At 68.2% G+C, this 19,438-nt stretch carries 17 protein-coding genes; 4 read left to right on the forward strand and 13 right to left on the reverse strand.

Translation table 11 applies throughout. From position 1 onward, the window contains the following. The first annotated feature begins 101 nt into the window (after positions 1 to 101). The gene (locus ABD104_RS25435; RefSeq protein ID WP_087838225.1) at positions 102 to 767 is read left to right on the forward strand and encodes a GntR family transcriptional regulator; all 666 of its coding nucleotides are present in this window, start codon (positions 102 to 104) and stop codon (positions 765 to 767) included. A gap of 21 nt (positions 768 to 788) precedes the next feature. Here ABD104_RS25435 and ABD104_RS25440 read toward each other — a convergent pair whose 3' ends face one another. The 3 genes from ABD104_RS25440 to ABD104_RS25450 all read right to left on the reverse strand — a co-directional run bounded on the left by ABD104_RS25440 (position 789) and on the right by ABD104_RS25450 (position 3,798). Beyond that, positions 789 to 1,745 carry a tripartite tricarboxylate transporter substrate binding protein gene (locus ABD104_RS25440; protein WP_087838224.1) on the reverse strand — a complete coding sequence of 319 codons (957 nt, stop codon included), beginning with the start codon at positions 1,743 to 1,745 and terminating at the stop codon, positions 789 to 791. Positions 1,746 to 1,805: 60 nt separating this feature from the next. Then, entirely contained in the window at positions 1,806 to 2,753 is a 948-nt protein-coding gene (locus tag ABD104_RS25445) for a fumarylacetoacetate hydrolase family protein (RefSeq protein WP_087838223.1), read from the reverse strand. Positions 2,754 to 2,940: 187 nt separating this feature from the next. After that, positions 2,941 to 3,798: a 23S rRNA (adenine(2030)-N(6))-methyltransferase RlmJ gene (locus tag ABD104_RS25450; protein ID WP_343928428.1), complete on the reverse strand. Its 858-nt coding sequence runs from the start codon at positions 3,796 to 3,798 to the stop codon at positions 2,941 to 2,943. 245 nt (positions 3,799 to 4,043) lie between these two features. On the opposite strand from ABD104_RS25450, the gene ABD104_RS25455 reads away from it, so the two are divergent. Continuing rightward, the gene (locus tag ABD104_RS25455; protein ID WP_165963278.1) at positions 4,044 to 4,382 is read left to right on the forward strand and encodes a BON domain-containing protein; all 339 of its coding nucleotides are present in this window, start codon (positions 4,044 to 4,046) and stop codon (positions 4,380 to 4,382) included. Between the two features lie 228 nt (positions 4,383 to 4,610). Next, positions 4,611 to 5,900 carry an NCS2 family permease gene (locus tag ABD104_RS25460; RefSeq protein WP_343928429.1) on the forward strand — a complete coding sequence of 430 codons (1,290 nt, stop codon included), beginning with the start codon at positions 4,611 to 4,613 and terminating at the stop codon, positions 5,898 to 5,900. A gap of 14 nt (positions 5,901 to 5,914) precedes the next feature. Here the strand turns inward: ABD104_RS25460 and edd are convergent, their stop codons facing one another. The 5 genes from edd to ubiA all read right to left on the reverse strand — a co-directional run bounded on the left by edd (position 5,915) and on the right by ubiA (position 11,551). Next, a complete protein-coding gene (edd, locus tag ABD104_RS25465; protein WP_343928430.1) occupies positions 5,915 to 7,735 on the reverse strand; it encodes a phosphogluconate dehydratase in 1,821 nt (606 codons plus the stop codon). 97 nt (positions 7,736 to 7,832) lie between these two features. Next, positions 7,833 to 9,062, reverse strand: a complete 1,230-nt coding sequence (locus ABD104_RS25470; protein ID WP_087838218.1) for an MFS transporter — start codon at positions 9,060 to 9,062, stop codon at positions 7,833 to 7,835. After that, a complete protein-coding gene (gene proC, locus ABD104_RS25475) occupies positions 9,046 to 9,876 on the reverse strand; it encodes a pyrroline-5-carboxylate reductase (protein WP_087838217.1) in 831 nt (276 codons plus the stop codon). The genes ABD104_RS25470 and proC overlap by 17 nt, the downstream gene beginning before the upstream one ends. Positions 9,877 to 9,910: 34 nt before the next feature. Beyond that, positions 9,911 to 10,609, reverse strand: a complete 699-nt coding sequence (locus ABD104_RS25480; RefSeq protein WP_087838216.1) for a YggS family pyridoxal phosphate-dependent enzyme — start codon at positions 10,607 to 10,609, stop codon at positions 9,911 to 9,913. A gap of 57 nt (positions 10,610 to 10,666) precedes the next feature. After that, positions 10,667 to 11,551, reverse strand: a complete 885-nt coding sequence (ubiA, locus tag ABD104_RS25485) for a 4-hydroxybenzoate octaprenyltransferase (protein ID WP_087838215.1) — start codon at positions 11,549 to 11,551, stop codon at positions 10,667 to 10,669. A gap of 72 nt (positions 11,552 to 11,623) precedes the next feature. Here ubiA and ABD104_RS25490 point away from each other — a divergent pair, with 72 nt between their 5' ends. Next, complete coding sequence (locus ABD104_RS25490; protein WP_343928431.1) at positions 11,624 to 13,483, forward strand: hypothetical protein; 1,860 nt, start codon at positions 11,624 to 11,626, stop codon at positions 13,481 to 13,483. A gap of 33 nt (positions 13,484 to 13,516) precedes the next feature. Here ABD104_RS25490 and ABD104_RS25495 read toward each other — a convergent pair whose 3' ends face one another. From ABD104_RS25495 to ABD104_RS25515, 5 genes are all read right to left on the reverse strand, one after another. Beyond that, the gene (locus ABD104_RS25495) at positions 13,517 to 15,154 is read right to left on the reverse strand and encodes an AMP-binding protein (protein ID WP_087838213.1); all 1,638 of its coding nucleotides are present in this window, start codon (positions 15,152 to 15,154) and stop codon (positions 13,517 to 13,519) included. A 199-nt stretch (positions 15,155 to 15,353) separates the two neighbouring features. Beyond that, the gene (locus ABD104_RS25500; RefSeq protein ID WP_343928432.1) at positions 15,354 to 15,890 is read right to left on the reverse strand and encodes a Dps family protein; all 537 of its coding nucleotides are present in this window, start codon (positions 15,888 to 15,890) and stop codon (positions 15,354 to 15,356) included. Positions 15,891 to 15,972: 82 nt separating this feature from the next. Next, entirely contained in the window at positions 15,973 to 16,917 is a 945-nt protein-coding gene (locus ABD104_RS25505; RefSeq protein ID WP_087838211.1) for a LysR substrate-binding domain-containing protein, read from the reverse strand. Positions 16,918 to 16,930: 13 nt separating this feature from the next. After that, positions 16,931 to 18,922, reverse strand: a complete 1,992-nt coding sequence (gene recG / locus ABD104_RS25510) for an ATP-dependent DNA helicase RecG (RefSeq protein ID WP_087838246.1) — start codon at positions 18,920 to 18,922, stop codon at positions 16,931 to 16,933. A gap of 85 nt (positions 18,923 to 19,007) precedes the next feature. Beyond that, positions 19,008 to 19,397: a Rid family detoxifying hydrolase gene (locus ABD104_RS25515; RefSeq protein WP_087838210.1), complete on the reverse strand. Its 390-nt coding sequence runs from the start codon at positions 19,395 to 19,397 to the stop codon at positions 19,008 to 19,010. Between the last annotated feature and the right edge of the window lie 41 nt (positions 19,398 to 19,438).

Below are 19,438 nucleotides of genomic sequence, written 5' to 3' on the forward strand. Positions count from 1 at the left end.
AGGGGCCTGCCCCCGGGAACGGCCCCTCGAACCACCGCAAGCACGAAACGTGGCACCATTACGACCGCCCAGCCCGTACCTCCTCGTCGAGCGGTAGATCCATGCCACACACCCCAGAAAAAAAGCCTGAATCGCTAGGCCAGGCCGCCTATCGGCAATTGCAGGAAGCCATCGAGACCGGCGTCCTCAAGCCGGGCGACCGCGTCAGCGTGAACGCCCTGGCCGACCGGCTGGCCATCAGCCGCACGCCGGTCCGCGAAGCCATCGCGTGGCTCGAGACCGACGGCCTGATCGTGCACCAGCCCTATCTTGGCCGCGTCATCGCCGAACTCGATCATCAGATGGTGAACGAGCTCTATGCGCTGCGCTTCGTGATCGAGCCGGCGGCGGTCGGCATGGCGGCCAAGAACGCCACCGACGCCGAGATCGACGTCTTGCGCGAGATGCTCGAGTTCGAGCGCTCCGTCCTGAACGATCCCATCGAGCGCGAACGCCACAACCGGCGCTTCCATAACGCGCTGTACCGCACGGCGCACAACCGCTATGTGATCAGCACGCTGCGCGCCCTGCAGACGCCCATGATCCTGCTGGGACCAGCCACGGCCACCAACCCCAAGCGCCTGCAGGACGCGTACGCCGAACATGCCGAACTGGTCGAATGCATCGCCGCGCACGACGTCGAGGGCGCACGCGCCGCCATGGTGCGCCACCTGACCGGCGGACAGCGTGCCCGCGTCAGCTATCTGCTCAATCGGCAGTCCGACTAGGGCCTGCCCATCTGGACGCGCTCATCCGCCCACGACGATGCCCAGCTTGTCGATCAGGCGGGTCCACTGCTCCAGTTCCGCACGGATGAAGGTCCCGAACTCGGCCGGCGTCGTCAGGGAAGGCTCGGCGCCGTGCTCCATCATCTGCTTGACGATCTCGGGCTCGCGCAGCGCGGCGTTCACGTCCTTGTTGAGCTTGTCGATTACCGCGGCGGGCGTGCCAGCCGGCGCGAGCAGGCCGAACCAGCCCACCGCCGCATAGCCAGGCACTCCCGCCTCGGCCACCGTGGGCAGGCCGGGCAAGGCCTTCGAGCGTTCGGCGCTCGTCACGGCAAGCGCTTTCAGGCGGCCCGTATCGACATAGCCCATCACCGTCTGCGCCGGCGCGAACATCAGGCTCAGCGTCCCGCCCAGGAGATCGGTCACGGCCTGGCCCGTGCCCTTGTAGGGCACGTGCATCATCTCGATGCCCGCCACTTCCTTGAACAGCTCAACGGACAGGTGCGAGGCCGCGCCCACGCCCGACGAGCCGAAGTTCAGCTTGCCGGGCTCGGCCTTGGCCCTGGCCACCAGTTCCTTGATGCTGTTGATGCCCAGGCGGGGATTGACCACCACCACATAGGCGGACGCCGACACCAGCGAGATGGGCGCGAACTGCCCGACGTTCTTCTTGTCGAGCGAGGCGGTCGAACTCATCATGAGCGTGTAGCCGTCCGCTGGCGCCCGCGCCACGAAATTGGCACCGATATGCCCGCTGGCGCCGGGCCGGTTGTCCACGATTACCTGGGTCTTCCAGACCTTGGTCAGATGGGCGCCCAGTATGCGTGCCAACGTATCCGCCCCGCCTCCGGGCGGGAACGGCACCACGATGGTGACCGGCCGCGACGGAAAGGCTTGCGCCTGGGCCTGCGTGGGCAGCACCACGGCCCACGCAAGCAAGGCCGCCGCGCGGCGTGCCGTATCGATAGCACATTTCATGATCCACCTCCTCCAATGAAAACAACCGCCGGGCGTCGTTCTTGATCTTCCCGGCGAGGTTCAACGCGCCGCCACGATGCGGGTGCGCAGGGCCATGGCGGGCTCCTCGAACGCACACTCCACGACGTCCCCCGGCTTCAGGAACAATTCGTCGGCATTGGGCTTGCCCACCGCCACGCCACCGGGCGCGCCGGTGGAGAACATGTCGCCGGGCTTGAGCGGCAGCAGTCTGGAGAAATGCTCGACGATGTCCGGCAGCTTCCAGATCTGGTCGGAAGTATTGACGCGCATGCGCTCTTCGCCGTTGACGCGGCAAGTCACCCAGATGTCGTAGGCGTCGCGCACTTCGTCCATGGTGATGATGTACGGCCCCAGCGGACCGAAACCCGGGGCGTTCTTGGCGGTCCAGAACCGCGACCCCGATGCGACTTCGCGCTTCTGGGTATCGCGGCAGGTCAGGTCGTTCAGGATGGTGATCCCGGCCACGTAGCCGAAGGCGTCCTCGCGGCGCGCGCGATAGGCGGGCTTGCCGATCACGAACACCAGTTCGGGCTCGTAGTCCAGGTGCGCCACGTCCACCGGCCGCTCCACCTCGGCGTCCTGGCCGACCAGGCAGGCGTTGAGCTTGATGAAGCCCGTCGGCTCCTCCGGCAATTCCTTGATCAGATCGGTGCGCTTGAGTTCTTCGAGATGGGTGCGGTAGTTCTTGCCCACGCACAGGAACTTCTCGGCATCGGGCACGGGCGGCAGCAGCCGGACATCGTCAAGCGCATAGGCATGGCGCTCGCGCAGCGCGGCGTCGCTCGACGCCGCGTCCAGCAACCGGCGCGCGCGCGCCAGTCCGGCGTCGCCCTCCTCCAGCAGCGCCCGCATGGAATACGGAAAAGCGGCCTCCCGCGGCTCCACGGCGGCCGCGCAGCGCGCCAGGTCGAGCATGCGGTCCTTGCACAGCACGCCGACGCGGGCAGCGGAAGATTCGGCGGGAACGGTAAAAGTGGCAAGTCTCATGCGGCGGGGCCTCAATCATCGTATCGAAGGTGCGATGCTATGCCTGAATTCAATTGAATTCAACTGAATTCATGCATAAAAAAACCGGGCCCTCTCGAATCGAGAGGGCCCGGCGTGACCGGCGGACGGGGAGTCTCTGCCCGCGGCGCCTTTCTTTTGAGGGGCGGACTTTTGAAGGGGGCGGCCCCTAGCCTTCGCGGCTTTCCAGCGTGAACGTGGCGCCGGCGTCCTGGGCCAGGACGCCGGTCAGCCAGGGCATGATTTCCTTCAGGGCCGACTCCAGCACCCACGGCGGGTTGACGATGAACATGCCGCTGCCGTACAGCCCCAGCCCGTCGCCCGAAGGCTTGCGCACGGTCAGGCTGACATGCAGCCAGGACCGGCCCGGCACGCGCGCCAGCCTTCCGGCCAGTTGCTGCGATTCGAGCCGCTGCACCTGCGGATACCAGATCGCGAAACAGCCGGTGGCGAAACGCTTCAAGCCCTCTTCCAGGCACTGGAGGACACGGGTGTAGTCGCGCTTGTCCTCGTACGACGGGTCGATCAGCACGATGCCGCGGCGGGTGGGGGGCGGCAACAAGGCCTTCACGCCCTCGAAGCCGTCCGCGGCGTAGATCATGGTGTGGCGCTCGATCTCCCGGCCCAGTTGCCGGCAGTTGCGCCGCAGGACGTCGATCTCGGTGGGGTGCAGCTCGAACAGGCGCAGGCGGTCCCGCTCGCGCAGCGCCTGGGCGGCGATGAAGGGCGACCCGGGATAATGGCGCAGCAGGTCGTCCTCGTTGAAGGCGGCGATCTCGTCCACGTATTCGGCCACGATGCCGGGCAGGTCGTCGCGCGTCCACAGGCGCGCGATGCCGGTCTCGAACTCGGCGTTCTTGCCCGCCCAGTCCCCTTCCAGCGCATAGATCCCGGCGCCCGCGTGGGTGTCGACGTACCAGTACGGCGCGTCCTTCTGCGCGAAATAGCGCAGCAATTGCACGAGCACGAGGTGTTTGAGCACGTCGGCATGGTTGCCGGCGTGGAAGGCATGGCGATAGCTGAACATGGGATTTCCAGAAGAGCGCTCATTGTAGGCGCCCCGGCGGCGTGGCCGCTCGACCGCGTTACATGTGCCACGCATCCCTTGCAATCGTGACGGCTTGCACGGACCGCCCGCGTGGGGCCGGCCATGCCGGCGCCACGGCTTACAAATGCACACAGGCTGCTTTGACACCCGGCGGACCGGCCCCGTATGTTGAAAGCACCGGCCACATCCGCCTTGCCGGAACGGCCGCTTTCAAGGAGAGATCGATGAGGACACGCAACCTGATGATCGCCGCCATGATTGCAGCCTTCTCGGCCGCCGCGCCCCTGGCCATGGCCCAGGGCGACGGCCAGGCCACCAAGGAGTCGGCGGGCAAGTTCGCCAGCGACACGGTAATCACCACCAAGGTCAAGGCCGCGCTGCTCAAGGAACAAGCCACGCAATCGCTGAGCATCAAGGTCAAGACGGTCAATGGCGTGGTGCAGTTGTCCGGTTCGGCCGACGACTCCGCGCAGATCGATTCCGCCGTGAGAGTGGCACGCGGCATCGACGGCGTCCAGGACGTCAGGAACGACATCCAGCTCAAGAAACAAGGCGAGCGCTGACCCGCCGCGGGCGGCGCGCCGCCGGCCGCCGCCCTCGGGCGGGATGCCTCGGGCATCCCGCCAGAAGTCCCGCCAGACCTGGCTTTTCATTTTGATGAACCGCCCCTAATATGCGCCTGGGGGGCAGGCCGTCGACGGGCCGAGACCGGCACGCGCCAAGCAATGGCGACGCGCCGCACCAGGCGCTGCGCATGGCTTCCCACTTCGTCCACGTACCTGGAAGCCACCATGCTAGAGCGCCTATTCAAACTCCACGAACACGGCACCAATGCTCGCACCGAGCTGCTGGCGGGAATCACCACGTTCCTGACCATGTCCTACATCATCTTCGTCAACCCGCAGATCCTGTCCACCACGGGCATGGACAAGGGCGCCGTCTTCGCCGCCACCTGCATCGCGGCGGCGATCGGCTCCCTGATGATGGCCTTCGTGGCCAACTACCCCATCGGCATGGCGCCGGGCATGGGGTTGAACGCGTTCTTCGCGTTCACCGTCGTGGCGACCCTGGGCTTCACCTGGCAGCAGGCGCTGGGCGCGGTCTTCATCTCGGGCGTCATCTTCATCGTGCTGACCGTCACCGGCGTGCGAAGCTGGCTGATCGCCGGCATCGCGCCTTCCCTGCGCAGCGCCATCGCGGCCGGTATCGGCCTGTTCCTGGCCATCATCGCGCTCAGCAGCTCCGGCATCGTGGTCGCCAGCCCCGCCACGCTGATCACCATGGGCGACCTGCACAAGCCCGCCCCGCTGCTGGCCATACTCGGCTTCTTCATCATCGCCATCCTGGATGCGCTGAAGGTCCGCGGCGCGATCCTGCTGGGCATCCTGATCATCACGGTGCTCAGCATGGTGCTGGGCATCAACGAATTCCACGGCGTCTTCTCGTCCCCGCCCAGCTTGGCGCCCACCTTCCTGCAACTGGACATCCTGGGCGCGCTGCACATGGGCTTCGTGCACGTGGTGCTGGTGTTCGTGCTGGTCGAAGTGTTCGACGCCACCGGCACGCTGATGGGCGTGGCCAAGCGCGCCGGCCTGCTGGCCGAGGGCAAGAACCGCATCGGCCGCGCCCTGCTGGCCGACAGCACCGCCATCACCGCGGGCTCGCTGCTGGGCACCAGCAGCACCACGGCCTACGTCGAAAGCGCCTCGGGCGTCCAGGCCGGCGGCCGTACCGGCCTGACGGCCCTGGTGGTGGGCGCGCTGTTCCTGGCCGCGCTGTTCATCTCGCCGCTGGCCGGCTCGGTGCCCGCCTACGCCACCGCGCCCGCGCTGCTGTACGTGGCCGGCCTGATGATGCGGGAGCTGATCGACGTCAAGTGGGACGACATCACCGAAGCCATCCCCGCCGCGCTGACGGCACTGGCCATGCCCTTCACGTACTCGATCGCCACCGGCCTGGCGTTCGGCTTCATCAGCTACGTCGTGCTCAAGGCATGCACCGGCCGCATCCGCGAAATCCATCCCGCGGCCTGGCTGATCGCCATCCTGTTCCTGATCCGCTTCGCCTTCTTCGCGGCCTGAACCAGGAGCGGGGTCTAATCCTCGTCGACGAACAAGGTGCAGGCCCCCTCCTCGGCCGCGCTGACCGCCCGGCGCATGTGGCCGAACAGATCGCGCCCGACGCCGCGGCGATGCGGCCGCAGGTCGGGCGCGGCCTGGGCGGGACGGGCGCCCAGGTCCGCCAGCACCTCCAGCACGCCGCGCCGCGCGTCCAGCCGCACCCGATCCCCGGTTCGCACCCGGCCGATGAGTCCCCCCTTCAAGGCCTCGGGCGTGACGTGGATGGCCGCGGGCACCTTGCCCGAGGCCCCCGACATGCGGCCGTCGGTCACCAGCGCGACGTGGAATCCCCTCCCCTGCAACACCGACAGCGTGGGCGTGAGCTTGTGCAGTTCGGGCATGCCGTTGGCGGCCGGCCCCTGCCAGCGCACGACCGCGACGAAATCGCGCTCCAGCTCGCCCCGCTGGAAAGCGGCCAGCACCTCGTCCTGGTCGTCGAACACGATGGCGGGGGCTTCCACCACCTGGTGCTCGGGCGCCACCGCCGAGATCTTGATGATGGAACGGCCCAGGTTGCCTTCCAGCACGCGCAGCCCGCCATTGGGCGAGAACGGACGGTCCAGCGGACGCACGATGGAGTCGTCTCCCGGGGTCTCGGCGCCGTCCCGCCAGGCCAGCCGGCCGTCCTCAAGACAGGGTTCGCGGCAATAGGCTTCGAGCCCCTTGCCCACGATGGTGGTGACGTCCTCGTGCAGCAGCCCTCCCCTGCGTAACTGGCGGATGACGAACTGCAGGCCGCCCGCGGCCTGGAAACCGTTCACGTCGGCCTTGCCGTTCGGATAGACGCGAGCCAGCAGCGGCACCACCTCGGACAAGGCGTGGAAATCGTCCCAGTTCAGTTCTATGCCGGCTGCCCGCGCCATGGCCACCAGGTGCAAGGTATGGTTGGTCGACCCTCCGGTGGCCATCAGGCCGACGATGCCGTTGACGAAGGCCTTCTCGTCCAGGACGTCGCACAGCGGCGTATACCGCCCGCCACCGTGCCAGAGCGATACGGCCTGCCTGGCCGCCTCGCGGGTCAGGGCCTCGCGCAGCGGGGTATGGGGATTGACGAAGGACGTTCCGGGCAGGTGCAGGCCCATGAACTCCATCAGCATCTGGTTCGAATTGGCGGTGCCGTAGAAGGTACAGGTGCCCGGCCCGTGATAGGCCTGGCTCTCGGCTTCCAGCAATTCCGCGCGGCCGACCTTGCCTTCGGCATACAGCTGCCGGATCCTGGCCTTCTCGTCGTTGCTCACGCCGGTGGTCATGGGCCCGCCGGGGACGAACACGGCAGGCAGATGGCCAAAGGACAACGCGCCGATGACCAGGCCGGGGACGATCTTGTCGCAAACGCCCAGGTAGACCGCCGCGTCGAACATCTGGTGCGACAGGGCCACGGCCGTGGCCATCGCGATGACGTCGCGCGAGAACAGCGACAGTTCCATGCCCGCCTGCCCCTGGGTGACGCCGTCGCACATGGCCGGCACGCCGCCGGCGAACTGCGCCGTGGCGCCGGCCGCCAGCGCGGCCTCCTTGATCCAGGCGGGGAAATCGGCCAGGGGCTGGTGGGCCGACAGCATGTCGTTGTAGGCCGACACGATGGCCACGTTGGGCTGCTCCTGCACCTTGAGCATCAGCTTCGCCCGATCGGGCATGGCCGCGAAACCGTGCGCCAGGTTGGTACACGACAGGTGGCTGCGCTCGACCTTCGTGCCGGCCCGCGCGCGGGTTTCCTCCAGCCACTGCGCGCGGCGGTCCCCGCCTCGCGCGATGATGCGGTCGGTGACTTCCTGTAGGACGGGATGCAAGGACATGGCGATCGACCTCCGGGATGCTCGCGCGCGCGGCGGACGCCGCGGCGCCGGCGGTGGGCGCGTACGCAAGTATCGGGCCCGCCAGCTGGCTGGCGGGCTAGCCTTCCAGCGACTTCAAGCGGCGCAACTGGGGAAACAATACCATCCACAGCAGGGCCACCGCGATCGTGCCCGCGCCGCCGATCAGCACCGCCGGCACGACGCCGAACAGCGCGGCCGTCACGCCCGACTCGAATTCGCCCAGTTGATTGGAGGTACCGACGAACAGGGAGTTCACCGCGCTGACGCGGCCCAGCATTTCCGGCGGCGTCTGCAGCTGGACCAGCGTGAAGCGGATCACGACGCTGACCACGTCCGAGGCCCCGAGCACGAACAGCGCCGCCATGGAAACGGCCAGGTGCGAAGACAGGCCGAACACGACCGTGGCCAGGCCGAATACGGCCAGCGACGAGAACAGGATGCGGCCGACGTTGCGATGGATGGGGTGGTGGGCCAGGAAGACCGACATGGCCAGCGCCCCCAGGGCGGGCGCCGTGCGCAGCAAGCCCAGCCCCCACGGGCCGGTATGCAGGATGTCGCGCGCGTAGATGGGCAGCAGCGCGGTCGCGCCGCCCAGCAGCACCGCGAACAGGTCCAGCGACAGCGTCCCCAGGATGACCGGACGGCTGCGAATGAAGGCAATGCCCGAGAAAACGGACTTGAGCGTGACCGGCTCGCGGGTGGATGCGGTGCGTTCCGCCCGGATCATCGCCACCAGTCCGCCACCGACGAAGAAGAACACGCAGGCCACGACGTAGGCCACCATGGACCCGAACCCGTACAGCAGCCCGCCCATCGCGGGGCCGAGGATCTGCGCGGTCTGGGTGGCGGAGGTGGACCAGGCCGCTGCCTGGGGGATGAGGCTGCGCGGCACCACGCCCTGCACCAGCGCAGCCATGGTGGGCGACTCGAAGGCGCGCGCGGCGCCGCCCAGCGCCACCAGCCCCAGGATGGCGTCGCGCGTGAGCCAGCCTTCCCATGTACCGAAGGCCAGCAGGCCCGCCGCGATCGACTCCACCACCATGCAGACGCTGGCGATGACCCGCCGGTCGTAGCGGTCGGCCACCTGTCCCACGACGAAGGTCAGCACCACCATGGGCAGGAACTGCGCCAGCCCGACCAGGCCCAGGTCAAAGGCGCTGCCGGTGATCTCGTAGACCTGCCAGCCCACGGCCACCGACAGCATCTGGAACGACAGGGTCGACATGACCCGGCTGAACCAGAACAGGATGAAGGGAGGATGGCGCGCGACCGACCGGATGCCGGCGGGATTATCGTCCGAACTCATCACCCATCTCTTGCGCGCGATGGGCTGCGGCCTGCATGGCTCGGACCACGGCCTGGCGGAAATTCGCCTGGGCCAGGACGTCCAGGGCCGCGGCCGTGGTGCCTCCCTTGGAAGTCACGCGCTCGCGCAGCACCGACGGCGGCTCGGAAGACTCGGCAGCCAGGCTGGCCGCGCCCGACAGCGTGGCCAGCGCCAGTGCGCGCGACTGCTCGTCGTCCAGCCCCACGGCTTTGCCGCCTTCGATCAGGGCTTCGATGAACAGGAAGACATAGGCCGGACCGCTGCCGGACAGCGCGGTCACGCCGTCCAGGTCGGCCTCGCGCGAGACCCAGACGGTGCTGCCTACGGCTTCCAGCACGGCCTGGGCCTGCGCCCGGTCGGCTTCGCCCACGCCATCGAGCGCGGCCAGGCCGGTCACGCCCTGCCCGATCAGCGCGGGCGTATTGGGCATGCAGCGCACGACGCGCAGCCACGGCTGCGTGTCGGATCCCAGCCAGCGCGCCAGGTCGGCGGCCCGGATGCCGGCGGCGATGCTGATCACCAGACTGTCCTTGAGCCAGGGCCGGCTCGCCGCGGCAACCTCTTTCATCACCTGCGGCTTGACCGCATACACCCAGATGTCGCAACGGGACAAGGCCTCGTCCGGCCCGGCCGCGACCGAGGCGCCGCGCGCCGCCCAGGCCTGCCGGGTGGACTCATGCGGATCCACGACGTGGATGTTCCCCATGGGGCAGAACTTGCCCGCCAGGCCGGAGATCAGCGCGGCGGCCATGTTGCCGCCGCCGATGAATGCGATGGAAAGCGCTTGGGTCATTGAGGTTTCCTTGGGAAGCGTTGTGGCCGCGCGCTCAGGACGAGTAATCCCGGGCGCCGAAGATGGCGGTGCCCACCCGGACGATGGACGCCCCGGCCGCCACCGCGGCCTCCAGGTCGTCCGACATGCCCATGGACAGGGTATCGAGCCCGAAGCCTTCCCGGTTCAGGTCGCGCATGAGCGCCGCCAGGCTGGCGAAGACCGCCTGCTGGCGGACGGGGTCCTGCTGGGGGGCGGGGATGCACATCAGGCCGCGCAGGCGCACGCGCGGCAGCGCGGCGATTTCCCGCGCCAGCCCGAGCGCTTCGGCGGGCGCCACGCCGCTCTTGGTGGGCTGGTCGTCGATGTTGACCTGCATGCACAGCTGGAGGTCGGCCATGCCGGGCGGCCGCAGGTCGGACAGGCGCTGGGCGATCTTCAGGCGATCGATGCTGTGGACCCAGTCGAAATGGGCTGCGACCAGGCGGGCCTTGTTGCTTTGCAGGGGGCCGATGAAATGCCATTCGGTGCCGGCCCGCAGATCGTCCAGCGCGGCCAGCTTGTCGACGGCCTCCTGGACGTAGCTTTCGCCGAAGGCCCGCTGCCCGGCCCCGTGGGCCTCGCGCACCGCCTGGGCGGAAAAGGTCTTGGACACCGCCAGCAGCGCCACCTCGCCCGGCGCGCGGCCGCAGGCCTGGGCGGCATGGTCGATGCGCCGGTGGACGGCGCGCAGGTTGTCGGCGATGAGCGACATGGCTTCAGGGGAAAAGCGACGATTATATAGGCCGCCCACCCCGCCGAACCGTCCGCGCTAGCCCAGCAGCGTGGTCTGCACGAAGATGCCGGCGAACACCGAGAAACCGAACCAGGTGTTGTGCAGGAAGGCGCGAAAGCACGCCGCGCGGTCGCGATGGCGGATCCACCACAGGTGGCGCACGGCGATGGCGGCGGCGCCCGCCAGCCCCGCCGCGTAGGCCCATCCGTAGTCCAGCATGGCGCCGACCACGCCCAGCAGCGCCAGGGTCGCCGCATAGCATACGCCCACGGCGGCCACGTCCCACTTGCCGAAGGTGACGGCGGAGGTGCGCAGGCCGAGTTTGAGGTCGTCGGGCCGGTCCACCATGGCGTACTCGGTGTCGTAGGCGATCGCCCAGAAGATGTTGGCCGCCAGCATGATCCAGCCTTCCAGCGGCACGGTCTCGAGCACGGCCGCGTAGGCCATGGGGATGCCGAAGCCGAAGGCGATGCCCAGGTAGGCCTGGGGGATGGCGAAGAAACGCTTGAACTTGGGATAGGTGACGGACAGGAACACGGCCACCACGGACAGGGCCCAGACCAGGTGGTTCATGGGCAGGATCAGGAGCAGCGCCAGCAGCGTCAGCGCCAGCGTCACGCCCAGCGCCTCGCGGCCCGAGATCAGTCCCGACGTCAGCACCCGGTCGCGCGTGCGCTCGACGTGCAGGTCGACGTCGCGGTCGAAATAATCGTTGATGCCGCAGCCGGCCGATCGCATCAGCACCGTACCCATCACGAAGGCGAACACAAAATACAGCGACGGCCCGCCCTTGCTGGCGGCCCACAGGGCCCACAGCGTGGGCCAGACCAGCAGCAGGATGCCGATCGGCTTGTCCAGGCGCACCAGGCGCATGTACAGGCCCAGGCGGTGGGAAAGGGAGACGGGAAACGTAGGGTCCATGGCGTTATGGTACCAGCGCCTCTCACTGGATCGGGTGATGCGTGCCCGCCCTGAGTTGCCTAGAATCCGCGCATGAGAAAAATCCTGCTCGCCTCCGCGCTGTGCGCGACGCTCGCCGGCTGCGCCACCGTGGAGCCCGCCGGCACCGCCCAGTCATCCCAATCCTTGGCGGCGGCTCAAGCTGCCTTCCAGCAGATCCAATGGGGCTTTCTACAGCCCTACATCGGCCACCTGTACGTCAACGACGATGGCGACTGGCTGCAGGTAATGGCGGACCCGGCCCAGGGCGCGCTCGCCATCAGGCTCTACACGGCCAACAACCTGCGAGACTCCAGCGCGATCCGGCTACTCGTACGCCCCACGGCCCAGCCGGACACCTACCACATGCTGATCGAGCAATCCGGCATGTTCAGCGACGACCAGGCGACCATCCGCTTCGACGAAAGCGGGCGCATGAAAATCCTGAACGGCTCGCTGAACGATCTGCAACTGTCCCTGGCCGACGCTGCCGCGCATTTTTCCTATCGCGCATCGGCCGCCTCGTTCCACATGAGGCCCAAGCCGCTGCGCCGCGACGTCTATACCCTGCCCGACGGCGGCACGATCCCCGTCAGCCTGGACCCGGCCTCCCCCTACCAGCAATTGCGCGCCGCCTCGCCGTTCGGCATCTGGGAACAAAGCGTGGGGCAGACCTTCGTCAGCCGCATCGTCCTGTTGAAAATCGACAAGGACGACGCAGGCAACCTGGTTTTCCAGTACAGCCTGCCCGACGGATCGAACCCCGGCCGGGAGGTCTTTCAGGCGCCATCCAGTACGGACCCCAGGGCATTGCGCGTACTGAGCATGCCGAACCGGCCCGCGGGTTCCTTCGACAGCAGGCAACTGACGCTGTCGGCGGATGACCGCCTGATCCACCGATTCACGGGCACGGAAAACATCTTCACCTACAACGGCGACTATCTGAACATCTACATCAACCGCGGCGATTCCATCCGGATCATGAGCCGGGCGCAGGGGCCGGACGATGACTCGCCGTCGACAGGGAACAATATCTATCTTCCCGTGACCCGCGAGCGCCTGGCCGCGGCGATGGAAAACCGCGAGCGCCAGCAAGTCGAGCGCGAACGGGACCGCATATATGCCCAGCGCCGCGCCGCCGAGCGGGCGGCCGAATCCCAGGCCACGACGAACGCCATACTGAGCGGCCTGGCCAGCGGCTTCCAGCAGGCCAACCAGAGCAACCAGCGCATGGCGCAGCAGTCCCGCGACTTCGAACGCGACCTGAACCAGAAGCTGCGGCAGATCGAACAGCAGAAACAGCAGCGCGACCGCGAAGCCGCCGCGCATGCCGACCGGATCATGGCGGCCAACGCCGCGGCTGCGCAGACCCGCGCGGCGTCCGCGCCGACATCCACGGCCTCTTCCCCGCCGCAACGAACCGCGGCCGCGGCACCGGCGGCATCAGCGAGCGCGCAGGAAGCCCAGCGCAAGCAGGAAGAACAGCGCAAGGCCGAGGAAGCCCGCGCCGCGGAACAGGCCAGGCTGGCCAAGGAAAAACAGCGCGAGGAAGAAACCCGCAGGAAGGCGGAGCTCGCCCGCCAGGAACAGGAACGCCGGACCCAGGCGCTGCTGGATCATCTCGCCGCCGAGCGGCGCGCCATACGCCTGCAGGCGGCCCAATGCCCCGCCAAGGGGGGACTGCCCTCGGTGATCGGCATCCGGCCCCGCGTGCAGCCCAAGGTCGCCAACTGCATCACGGTGCATTTCGAAGCCCGCTGCCCCGCCGACCGTCCCGGCACGGGAATGATCGGGTCGATCTGGGCCTACAACGGCATGGGCAATTGCACCGAAACCGGCGACCTGCCGCGCAAGCTGGCCTGCGACGTGCGGGAAGCCGTGGTCGAGGTCACGAACGTGACCACCTGCCAATAACAGCGGCGGGGCCCTGCCGGGCCCCGGACACCGCTAGTTCAGCCCGCGCAGCGCGAAGCGCTTGAGCTTGCCCGTTTCGGTACGGGGCAAGGCGTCGACGAAGCGGATGACGCGCGGGTACTTGTAGGGAGCGATGGTGCGCTTGACGTGCTCCTGCAGGGTCTTGGCCAGATCGTCTCCAGGCGCGAAGCCGGGGCGCGGCACGACGAAGGCGGTGACGACCTGGCCGCGCTCTTCGTCGGCGACGCCGATCACGCCGCATTCGGCCACGGCCTCGTGCTGGAGCAAGGCGCTTTCGACCTCGGGGCCGGCGATGTTGTAGCCGGCCGAGATGATCATGTCGTCCGTGCGGGCCTGGTAATACAGGTAGCCGTCCTCGTCCATCATGAAGGAATCGCCGGTAAGGTTCCATCCCTGGCGCACGGCGTTGGCCTGGCGATCGTCGGCCAGGTATTTGCAGCCGGTGGGGCCGCGCACGGCCAGGCGGCCGACGGTGCGGGGCGGCAGCGGCTGCATGGATTCGTCGACGACGCAGGCTTCGTAGCCGGGCACCACCTTGCCGATGGCGCCGCGGCGCACGTCCTGGCCGGCGCTGGAGATGAAGATGTGGATCATCTCGGTGCTGCCGATGCCGTCGGTCATTTCCACACCCGTGGCCTGCTTCCAGCTCTGGCGCGTGGCGTCGGGCAGCGCCTCGCCGGCCGAGACGGAATGGCGCAGGCTGGAGATGTCGTAGCCCGAGGCCAGGGCCGCCATCTGGCGGTAGAAGGTAGGCGCGGTAAAGACGATGGTGGCGCGGGTGGCCTGGATGGTCTCCAGCAGCGAGGCCGGCGTCAGCTTCTCGGACAGCACGGTGGACGCGCCCGCGCGCAGCGGGAAGCACAGCATGCCGCCCAGGCCGAAGGTGAACGCCAGCGGCGGCGTGCCGCAGAAGATGTCGTCGGGCGTGGCCTGCAATATCGACCGCGGGAACAGGTCGCACATCGCCAGCACGTCGCGGTGGAAATGGATGCAGCCCTTGGGGCTGCCCGTGGTGCCGCTGGTGAAGGCGATCAGGCAGACGTCGTCGCCGGCCGTGTCGCAGGCGGGAAAGGAGGCGGACTTGTCGCGCGCCAGGGCCTCCAGCGATTCGGGACCGTCGTCATTGAAGAAACGGGCCTGGGTCAAGGTGGGACAGTGGGTCGGGCCGGGCCGCATGCAGGCGTCGATCTCGTCGCGCAAGCGCACGTCGCACAGCGCCGCGCTGACCTGCGCCTTGTCGATGACGGGCTTGAGCTCCACCGCGCGCAGCAGCGGCATGGTGGGCACCGCCACCAGACCCGCCTTGATCGTGGCCAGGAGGGCGATCGCCATGGCCGGATTGTTCGGGCCGCGCAGCAGGACCCGGTTGCCCGGCACCAGGCCCATGTCCTCGACCAGGACATGCGCCAGGCGGTCCACCCGCTGCTGCAACTCGGCATAGGTGATGGCCGAAGGCTTGCCGTCGGTCACCGTCCAGATGGCTGGGCGCCGGCCGTGCCCCGCCGCCACCGCGCCGTCGACCAGCTCGGCCGCGCAATTGAAGCGGGCGGGATAGCGGACGGCGGGATGATCGAGCAGGAATGCCGGCCAGGCCTCGGGCGGCGGAAGATGATCGCGCGCAAAGGTATCGAGATGCCCCGAGCGTTCCATGAGTGGTCTCCAGCGGTATGCGCGGCCTCGCGGCCGGGCAGTGACGGGTCGAAGATTAATTTAACTTAAAATTTTTAAACCTCAAATAATTTTCCGCATCCAGGCGGAGAAAAAACATAGAAAAAATCCCTGCATCGCGTCGCCCGCGAGGCAGGGATTTCCATGACACGGCGCCAGGGACGGCGCCCGGGCCTCGGGGTTATTGCAGCAGGCTGCGCAGCATCCAGGCGGTCTTCTCGTGGAATTCCAGGCGCTGGGTCAGCAGGTCGGCGGTCGGCTCGTCGCTGGCGGCGTCGGCCACCTTGAGGATGTTGCGGGCGGTCTTGGCCACCGCCTCGTGCCCCACCACCAGTTGGCGCACCATTTCCAGTGCCTCGGGCACGTCGGCCGGCTCGCTGATCGTGGTGAGCTTGGCGAACTCGCGGTAGGTGCCCGGCGCGAAGTGCCCCAGCGCGCGGATGCGTTCGGCCACGTCGTCGATGGAGTTCCACAGGTCGGTGTACTGGGTCATGAACATGGCATGCAGGGTGTTGAACATCGGCCCCGTCACGTTCCAGTGGAAGTTGTGCGTCATCAGGTACAGCGTATAGGTATCGGCCAGCAGCTTGGACAAGCCCCCGGCCACCGCGGCGCGGTCCTTGTCCGAGATGCCGATGTCGATGCGCAGCGCACCGGCGGCCGAGCGGGCCGCACCGCCATTGCTTGCGAGTTTCTTGGCAGATGCTTTCTTCACCATTGTTGACTCCTTGTCAAAGTCGAAACCGACGTCACAGGATACTAGATTGGGATGATACGTGGCATGACAAGCGCCGCCCGGCTCAGGCCGTCTGGGCGCTGGACTCCAGCATGGTCACGCCGTTCAGCCGACAGGCATGGATCGCGGCGATCAGGGTGTCGATGGCGGCGGTGCGGGGGAAGCTCTTGCGCCACGCCAGCACCACGCGCCGATCGGGCACCGGGTCCTCGAAGGGGATGTAGCGCAGCAGGTCGCGGTCGTCGGGCTGCGACGGGATCGACGACATCGGCAGCACCGTGATCCCGATGCCCGAGGCCACCATGTGGCGGATGGTCTCGAGCGACGACCCCTCGAAGGTCCGCTGTATGCCCTCGGTGGTCGCCGAAAAGCGCGACAGCTCGGGACACACCTCCAGTACCTGGTCGCGGAAGCAATGGCCCGTGCCCAGCAGCAGCATGGTCTCGCTCTTGAGCTCCTCGGCCTTGACGTGGCTGCGGCTGGCCAATGGATGGCCCTTGGGCACGGCCACCACGAAAGGCTCGTCGTACAGCGGCTGGATGGACAGGCCGGCGTCGGGCAGCGGCAGGGCCATGATGGCGCAGTCGATCTCGCCCTGGCGCAGCAGTTCCAGCAGCCGTGCGGTGAAATACTCCTGCAGCAGCAGCGGCATCTGCGGCGCGCTCTCGATCAACCGGGGCACCAATTGCGGCAGCAGGTAGGGGCCGATGGTGTAGATGACGCCCACCCGCAGCGCGCCGGACAGCGGGTCGTGCCCCTGCTTGGCGATCTCCTTCAGGTTCGCGCTTTCCTCCAGCACTTTCTGGGCCTGGGCGACGATGCGCTCGCCGATGGGCGTCACGCCCACCTCGGTGCCGCCGCGTTCGAACAAGGTCACGCCCAGTTCGTCCTCCAGCTTGCGGATGGCCACCGAAAGCGTGGGCTGGCTGACGAAACAGGCCTCGGCGGCGCGACCGAAGTGCCGTTCCCGCGCCACCGCCACGATGTACTTCAGTTCTGTCAGGGTCATCTCTCGCCTCTTTTCAAGCCTTGAGGAAATCTTCCCGCCCGCGCATCCATCGCGCCAGATGGGCGGACACCACGTCCTGCGCACGCGCCTGCAATTCGGCCGCGGCCTCGTGCGCCTGCTCGGCGATCTCCAGGTCGGCGTCCAGGTCGGCGAACCGCATCAGCGCCAGGCCCGATTGCCGCACGCCCAGGAACTCCCCGGGCCCGCGCAGCTCGAGGTCGCGCCGCGCGATCTCGAAGCCGTCGGTGGTTTCATGCATGGTGCGCAGCCGGGCCTTGGCGACCTGCGACAGCGGCGCCTGGTACATCAGCACGCACACCGACTCGGCCGCGCCCCGCCCTACCCGGCCGCGCAACTGGTGCAGTTGCGCCAGGCCGAAGCGTTCGGCGTGCTCGATCACCATCAGCGAGGCATTGGGCACGTCCACGCCGACCTCGATCACGGTGGTGGCCACCAGCAGGTCGAGCTCGCCATCCTTGAAGGCCTGCATGACGGCCGCCTTCTCGGAAGTCGGCAGCCTGCCATGCACCAGTCCCACGCGCAGTTCGGGCAGCGCCTGCCGCAGCGTCTCGAAAGTGTCGACGGCGGTCTGCAGTTCCAGCGTCTCGCTTTCCTCGACCAGCGGGCACACCCAATACACCTGGCGACCGGACCGGGCCGCCTCGTGGATGCGCGCGACCACCTCGTCGCGGCGCGTGTCCGACAGCAGCTTGGTGATGACCGGCACCCGGCCCGGCGGCAGCTCGTCGATGACCGACACGTCCAGGTCGGCGAAGAAGGTCATCGCCAGCGTGCGGGGAATGGGCGTGGCGGACATCATCAGTTGATGGGGGAAGACCTCGTCTTCGCCGCCCTTGTTGCGCAGGGCCAGCCGCTGGCCCACGCCGAAGCGGTGCTGCTCGTCGACGATGGACAGGCCCAGCCGCGCGAACTGCACGTGCTGCTGGATCAGCGCCTGCGTGCCCACCGCCAGCGGCGCCTCGCCGCTTTCTATCAGCGCGGCCGCCTCGCGCCGCGCCTTGGGGGTCAGGCTGCCGGTCAGCCAGGCCACCTTCACGCCCAGCGGCTCCAGCCAGCCGACCAGCTTGCGGAAATGCTGTTCGGCCAGGATCTCGGTGGGCGCCATCAGCGCCGCCTGGTAGCCGTTGTCTATCGCCTGCGCGGCGGCCAGCGCCGCCACCACGGTCTTGCCGCTGCCCACGTCGCCCTGCAGCAGCCGCTGCATGGGGTGCGGCCGGGCCAGGTCGGCGGCGATCTCGTCCCGCACCCGCTGCTGGGCGCCGGTCAGCTCGAACGGCAGCGCGCGCAGCAGCCGCGCCACCAGGCCGTCCGACGCGGTGGAGCGCGCCAGCGGCGGCGCCCGCTTGTCCAGCCGGGCGGCGCGCGCACGCGCCAGCGACAGTTGCTGGGCCAGGAGCTCGTCGAACTTGATGCGCAGCCAGGCCGGATGCGCGCGATCGATCAGGGGCTGCGTGGCCACGTCGGGCGGCGGCGCATGCAGCAGGCGCACGGCCTCGCCGAAAGGCATCAGGCCATACCGTTGCAGCAGCGCCTCCGGCAGCGTGTCGCGCAGATCCGCCTGCTGCAGCGCCGCGGCAACGGCCTTGCGCAGCGTGGCCTGCGGCAGCCCCTCGGTGGTGGGATAGACCGGCGTCAGGCGATCCGGCAAGGGCGTGTCGCCGTCGGCGACCGTGGTGCGCGGGTGCACCATCTCCATGCCGAAGAAACCGCCGCGCGCCTCGCCCCGGGCGCGAATGCGGCGCCCCACCGCCAGTTGCTTCTGCTGGCTGGGATAGAAATTCAGGTAGCGCAGCGCGAGTTCGCCGGTGTCGTCCTCGATCGCGGCCACCAGTTGGCGCCGCGGCCGGTAGGCGACCTCGCAGCGCGTCACCACGCCCTCGACCTGCGCCCACATGCCCGGCAGCAACCGCTTGATCGGCGTCAGCTGCGTCTCGTCCTCGTAGCGGATGGGCAGGTGCAGGACGAAGTCGTCCGCGACGCGCAGCCCGAGCTTGCGCATCTTGCGCTGCTGCGGCGTCAGTTCGCTTTCGTCCTGGACGGCGGGGCGCGCGCTCATGTACCGGCCCGGTTCAGATGACCAGGATCGCCTCGACCTCGAACTCGGCGCCCTTGGGCAAGGCGGCCACCCCCACCGTGGAGCGGGCGGGGAAAGGCTGGGGAATCAGTTGCGCCATGATGTCGTTGGCCGTGCCGAACTTGGACAGATCCGTCAGGAACAGCGTCAGCTTGACGATCTGGTCCAAGGTGCCGCCCGCCTGGCGCACCACCGCTTCCATGTTGGCGAAGGCCTGGCGCACCTGGGCCTCGAAACTGCTCGTCTCGAGCTGGCCGGTGGCGGGAATCAGGCCGATCTGGCCCGACAGGTACACGGTCCTGCCGGAAGCGGGCACGGCCACGGCCTGGGAATACGGGCCGACGGCCGCCGGCGCGGCGTCGGTATGGATGATCTGCTTGCTCATGCTTGCCTCGAGAATTGGGGGATCGCGCCCATGGACGCCTA

The sequence above is a fragment of the Pigmentiphaga daeguensis genome, assembly GCF_039523035.1.
Classification (GTDB): domain Bacteria; phylum Pseudomonadota; class Gammaproteobacteria; order Burkholderiales; family Burkholderiaceae_B; genus Pigmentiphaga; species Pigmentiphaga daeguensis.

Excerpts from the sequence above, each read along its gene's own strand:
- ubiA (WP_087838215.1), bottom strand. The coding sequence starts at position 11,551 with ATGGACCCTACGTTTCCCGTCTCCCTTTCCCACCGCCTGGGCCTGTAC.
- ABD104_RS25445 (WP_087838223.1), bottom strand. The coding sequence starts at position 2,753 with ATGAGACTTGCCACTTTTACCGTTCCCGCCGAATCTTCCGCTGCCCGC.
- ABD104_RS25455 (WP_165963278.1), top strand. The coding sequence starts at position 4,044 with ATGAGGACACGCAACCTGATGATCGCCGCCATGATTGCAGCCTTCTCG.
- ABD104_RS25450 (WP_343928428.1), bottom strand. The coding sequence starts at position 3,798 with ATGTTCAGCTATCGCCATGCCTTCCACGCCGGCAACCATGCCGACGTG.
- edd (WP_343928430.1), bottom strand. The coding sequence starts at position 7,735 with ATGTCCTTGCATCCCGTCCTACAGGAAGTCACCGACCGCATCATCGCG.
- ABD104_RS25470 (WP_087838218.1), bottom strand. The coding sequence starts at position 9,062 with ATGAGTTCGGACGATAATCCCGCCGGCATCCGGTCGGTCGCGCGCCAT.
- ABD104_RS25490 (WP_343928431.1), top strand. The coding sequence starts at position 11,624 with ATGAGAAAAATCCTGCTCGCCTCCGCGCTGTGCGCGACGCTCGCCGGC.
- ABD104_RS25440 (WP_087838224.1), bottom strand. The coding sequence starts at position 1,745 with ATGAAATGTGCTATCGATACGGCACGCCGCGCGGCGGCCTTGCTTGCG.
- ABD104_RS25500 (WP_343928432.1), bottom strand. The coding sequence starts at position 15,890 with ATGGTGAAGAAAGCATCTGCCAAGAAACTCGCAAGCAATGGCGGTGCG.
- ABD104_RS25460 (WP_343928429.1), top strand. The coding sequence starts at position 4,611 with ATGCTAGAGCGCCTATTCAAACTCCACGAACACGGCACCAATGCTCGC.
- ABD104_RS25515 (WP_087838210.1), bottom strand. The coding sequence starts at position 19,397 with ATGAGCAAGCAGATCATCCATACCGACGCCGCGCCGGCGGCCGTCGGC.
- proC (WP_087838217.1), bottom strand. The coding sequence starts at position 9,876 with ATGACCCAAGCGCTTTCCATCGCATTCATCGGCGGCGGCAACATGGCC.
- ABD104_RS25505 (WP_087838211.1), bottom strand. The coding sequence starts at position 16,917 with ATGACCCTGACAGAACTGAAGTACATCGTGGCGGTGGCGCGGGAACGG.
- ABD104_RS25435 (WP_087838225.1), top strand. The coding sequence starts at position 102 with ATGCCACACACCCCAGAAAAAAAGCCTGAATCGCTAGGCCAGGCCGCC.
- ABD104_RS25495 (WP_087838213.1), bottom strand. The coding sequence starts at position 15,154 with ATGGAACGCTCGGGGCATCTCGATACCTTTGCGCGCGATCATCTTCCG.
- ABD104_RS25480 (WP_087838216.1), bottom strand. The coding sequence starts at position 10,609 with ATGTCGCTCATCGCCGACAACCTGCGCGCCGTCCACCGGCGCATCGAC.